The 4,469-nt window shown below is 44.5% G+C and carries 3 protein-coding genes and 1 pseudogene; 2 read left to right on the top strand and 2 right to left on the bottom strand.

Annotated features, from left to right (window positions below; all coding sequences use genetic code 11):
• Nucleotides 1-129 (top strand): annotated as a pseudogene (locus O9300_RS09900) (RNA-guided endonuclease TnpB family protein); the annotation flags it as partial.
• Between the two features lie 170 nt (nt 130-299).
• The gene (locus O9300_RS09895; RefSeq protein WP_079210290.1) at nt 300-1,301 is read left to right on the top strand and encodes a phosphoribulokinase; all 1,002 of its coding nucleotides are present in this window, start codon (nt 300-302) and stop codon (nt 1,299-1,301) included.
• 52 nt (nt 1,302-1,353) lie between these two features.
• On the opposite strand, the gene O9300_RS09890 is transcribed toward O9300_RS09895, so the two are convergent.
• Both O9300_RS09890 and mtnA read right to left on the bottom strand, forming a co-directional pair.
• Entirely contained in the window at nt 1,354-2,067 is a 714-nt protein-coding gene (locus O9300_RS09890) for a response regulator (RefSeq protein WP_287971490.1), read from the bottom strand.
• Between the two features lie 785 nt (nt 2,068-2,852).
• The gene (gene mtnA, locus O9300_RS09885; protein WP_287971488.1) at nt 2,853-3,914 is read right to left on the bottom strand and encodes an S-methyl-5-thioribose-1-phosphate isomerase; all 1,062 of its coding nucleotides are present in this window, start codon (nt 3,912-3,914) and stop codon (nt 2,853-2,855) included.
• Between the last annotated feature and the right edge of the window lie 555 nt (nt 3,915-4,469).

The raw sequence follows: 4,469 nt of genomic DNA, 5'->3' as shown, positions 1-4,469 counted from the left end.
AGTAAAAATATTTTGGCCGCAGGGCTTGCGGTGTCAGTCTGTAGAGCGACCATAAGACCAGAACAGAGTAAATCTGTTAAGGCAGGTGCGGAACCCCGCAAGGGAAAGAAGCAGAAACCCAAATCGTGAGGTTTGGGAATCGCCGTCCGTTTTACGGCGGCGAGGATGTCAATCTAGCGTGAGACTCTTGCCGAACCTGTCAGCAGCAGAAATTTGTGGCGGCGGGGTGCTGCTGGATCCAGAGTCTGGTTTAATTACTACTATGGGTTAACAATTAGTCGTGTATTTAGAGGGAAACTATGGCCAATAAGCCAGAGCGCGTGGTTCTAATCGGTGTAGCTGGGGACTCCGGCTGTGGGAAATCTACTTTTTTACGTCGTTTGACGGATTTATTCGGGGCCGAGTTTATGACAGTGATCTGTTTAGATGACTACCATTGCCTCGATCGCAAACAGAGAAAAGAGGTGGGTGTCACCGCACTCAATCCGAAAGCGAATAACTTTGACCTGATGTACGAGCAGATTAAAGCTCTCAAGGAAGGTCAAGCCATTAATAAACCTATTTATAATCATGAAACGGGGATGATCGATCCCCCCGAAATCATCGAACCGAATAAGGTAATCGTGATCGAGGGACTGCACCCCTTATATGATGAACGAGTCCGGTCCCTCTTAGATTTCAGCGTTTATCTCGATATTAGCGATGAAGTCAAAGTTAACTGGAAAATTCAACGGGATATGGCCGAGCGCGGTCACACCTATGATGATGTGATGGCGGCCATTAATTCTAGAAAACCGGATTTCAGTGCCTATATCGATCCCCAGAGACAGTACGCTGACGTGGTGATTCAGGTGCTGCCCACCCAATTACTCGAAGATCACGAAAGTAAATTACTACGGGTCCGTTTAATCCAGAAAGAAGGGGTAGAAAACTTTGAACCCGCTTATCTGTTTGATGAAGGTTCCACCATCGATTGGCGGCCCTGTGGTCGTAAATTGACCTGCGCTTATCCCGGCATTAAACTCTACTATGGTCCAGATGGCTTCTTGGGGAATGAAGTGTCGATTCTGGAACTAGATGGTCAATTCGATAACCTCGAAGAAATGATCTACATCGAAAGCCATTTGAGCAAAACCGGCACTAAATACTACGGTGAAATGACGGAATTACTGCTCAAACACAAGGATTATCCCGGTTCTACCAATGGTACGGGTTTATTCCAAGTGTTAGTCGGTCTCAAAATGCGTGAAACCTACGAAAAACTAATGGCAGCCGAAGCAAAAGTGGCAGCGTCAGTCTAGTTTCTAGTTTTCACCGAACTGGCATCCTACCCGGGTAGGATGCCGGTTTTTTTTAATCCACTAATCCCGATCGCAGGGCCAGCACTGCCGCTTGAGTCCGATCATCCACAGAGAGTTTATTTAAGATATTGCGGACATGGGTTTTCACGGTGCCGATGGTGATATAGAGTCGGCTGGCAATCTGGGCGTTACTAAAACCCGCAACAATCAGATCGAGAATTTCTAGCTCTCGTGCCGTTAGGGGGGCATTTTCCAGCAATTGGTGATATTCTCGGTCAAGGCCGTGAATTATCACTGTTTTGGTCTCGGCAGCCGCACCCACGGGAACATTTTGGCGCACTTGTTGCAGAACAATATTGGCGATCACAGGGTCAAGCCAATGATTGCCTTCGTGGGTGGAATAAATCGCCTCGATTAACTTATCAATGCTAGTATCCTTCATACAGTAGGAATCAGCCCCAGCACTAAAAGCCGCTAAAACCTGTTCTTGGGTTTTGTGCATGGTTAGCATGAGGATTTTCGTGGCCAGGGGGTCTTCGCCCCGATTTTGTTGGAAGCGTCGCACTAACTCGATCCCATCGATCGTGGGTAAACCTATATCGATGATCGCTACATCGGGTTTAGTCTCCTCTAACAGTTTCAGTCCCTGTAATCCACTGATCGCTTCCCCTACCACTTGAATACCTTCCTGATGCTGGAGAGCCGCCACTAACCCCATGCGGGTTAAATCGTGATCTTCTACAACGATAACCCGCACTTTATCCATATTTTTTGACCAGTTTCGCCGAAGTAAGTGATGATTTGATAATTTTGGCTTTTCGATTATTAGAGCCGATCCTAAACATTGACTTTACTCCGTTCCCCGTTCCCTGAATTCCACTTTCTTATCTTCATTCGGCAATCCCCTTTTTCCGGTTGATTTTATTTCTAGTTACTAAAAGCAGAGATTGCCAATATACTTAGCCTCCCCTAAAATCTACTCAAATCTACCCAAATTTACTTGAAATTTTCTGCTTTAATTATTTATTTATAATATCATGCAAATCTCGATTAGGCAAGGATTTGGCTTTTCTGGTTTCTGTGTGGAAACGAGGCCTATACTGATAGTTTATTTATTCAACAAAATAGCCCTAAAAGTCTTTCCCAGTAAACATTTCAGAATTTCATCGGCAAAAATTATCACACAAAGTCGAGAAGAGCCAAGATAATTTTAAGAAGAATACATCTTTGATCTGCTTGGATTTTCCTAGAATAGAACCAAGCTCTGGTTTAATTAATTTTTTAGCCTATATTAACAAAAAAATAATCTAAAACTAATAAATAATTTATAGTTTCTTGATTTAAGTAATCAATAATTAATTCAAACTATTCTATTGATAACTAGATAGTTTCTCAAAATTACTCTAGTCCTTTAGTTTATGGATAGAGGGAGTTTTTGTCTATTTTTCGCCCTTGGCCGTCACCTCCAATTGGATTGAGGCGGAATTTTTCCCCACTGTGCCAATCGATATAAACAAATAAAAATGGTATCAGTAGGGAAAAAGCTTACCCCTAGGATTCCTGTAAAAAAATTAATTCAGCCGGTGTTACCGCTCCTTTTTCCGTGATGATAGCGGTGATTAAAGCGGCGGGAGTAACATCGAAAGCGGGGTTATAAAAGTTAACATCTCTAGGGCAAAGGGTAGTTGTCCCCACCTGATAAATTTCGGCACGATCGCGCTGTTCGATCGGTATCCCCGTACCATCCTTAAGGGAAAAATCCACCGTCGATAGAGGCGCGGCCACATAAAAAGGCAGATGATGAGCTTTTGCCACCACCGCAAGGGAATAGGTGCCAATTTTGTTGGCCGTGTCCCCATTGGCCGCAATGCGATCGGCCCCAACGATCACCGCATCGATCAGTTTTTGCTGCATACAGTGGGCCGCCATGCTATCGGTGATCACGGTGACGGGAATTCCCTCCCGCAGACATTCCCAGGCGGTTAATTTTGCCCCTTGCAGCCGCGGCCGGGTTTCGTCTGCATACACTTGTATTAATCTCCCTGCCGTCCAAGCGGAACGAATTACCCCTAAAGCAGTACCATAACCGGCCGTGGCTAGGGAACCAGTATTACAGTGGGTTAAAATTGTCAGTTTTTCTGGTTGCTCCGGCAGCGCCAATAAACCATGGTGACCGATCGCCCGACAGGTTTCCACGTCTTCTTTTTGGATATTTTGGGCAGTTTCAAGGAGATTTTTGGTAATTACTGCCACTTCTGGGCCACTTTCCCTGGCCACTTTTAACATTCGCTCGATCGCCCAGAATAAATTCACCGCCGTCGGCCGGGTTTGGGCTAATCGATCGGCTATTCTAGTTAAATCGGCCAGAAATTCTTCTGTCTGGTCGGTGGTAATTTCCTGCGCTCCTAAAACCATACCGTATGCAGCCGCTACCCCGATGGCCGGGGCGCCGCGGACAATCATCGTTTCGATCGCCCGGGCCATGGCTTCACTGCTGGTGATCTCAACTTCCCCATACTCCATGGGTAAACGGGTTTGATCGATCAGCCAGACTTTATTATCTTGCCAACGCACGGGATAGATTGAGTTACTCTCGGGGGTGGTTGTGGTCATAAACATTTTTAGATTGAGAATTAGCTAAATTTACCACATAGACTTCTTGCCTAATTAATTTTTGAGAGTTCAAAAATGACAAAAATAGACATAAAACTGCATAAAATCCCTAAATGGGGCATTTACTTGATTATTATTCATTCCTAATTCTCCTGACTACTGACTACTGGCTACTGACTTGAAAGAGGGTGTAGGGTGTGGGGTGTGGGGTGTGGGGAGAATAAATAAAAATCATCTCCCGTCTCCCGTCTCCCGTCTCCCGTCTCCTATCTCCTGACGACCGACTCCTGACGACCGACTCATAACCATAACAAAAATTTTTGATTTTTATAAGAGGTCTTATTTTGTGTTTTTTTGTAAAAAGTAATTTTAAATACAGAAACTTTTTTTAGAATGTAAGTATCTAAGCACAATTAATTAGGGTTTGCTGAATAAATCTAAAAACCTTGTTGGATAAGACTTTTGGACTTTTTGCCCCTCAAAAAGTGCCAGCCATTGCGGGGATAGGGGGGAAAATTCAGGTACTTTTTCCCTGAAAATTAGGTAGTTGACCAC

The organism is Microcystis sp. LE19-195.1E, assembly GCF_027532095.1.
In the GTDB taxonomy this organism is placed as follows: domain Bacteria; phylum Cyanobacteriota; class Cyanobacteriia; order Cyanobacteriales; family Microcystaceae; genus Microcystis; species Microcystis aeruginosa.
The sequence above is the reverse complement of the archived record's forward strand: the minus strand, read 5'-3'. Positions and strand labels throughout refer to the sequence as shown.

Coding starts and splice junctions, on each gene's coding strand:
- O9300_RS09895 (WP_079210290.1), top strand. CDS start 300: ATGGCCAATAAGCCAGAGCGCGTGGTTCTAATCGGTGTAGCTGGGGAC.
- O9300_RS09890 (WP_287971490.1), bottom strand. CDS start 2,067: ATGGATAAAGTGCGGGTTATCGTTGTAGAAGATCACGATTTAACCCGC.
- mtnA (WP_287971488.1), bottom strand. CDS start 3,914: ATGACCACAACCACCCCCGAGAGTAACTCAATCTATCCCGTGCGTTGG.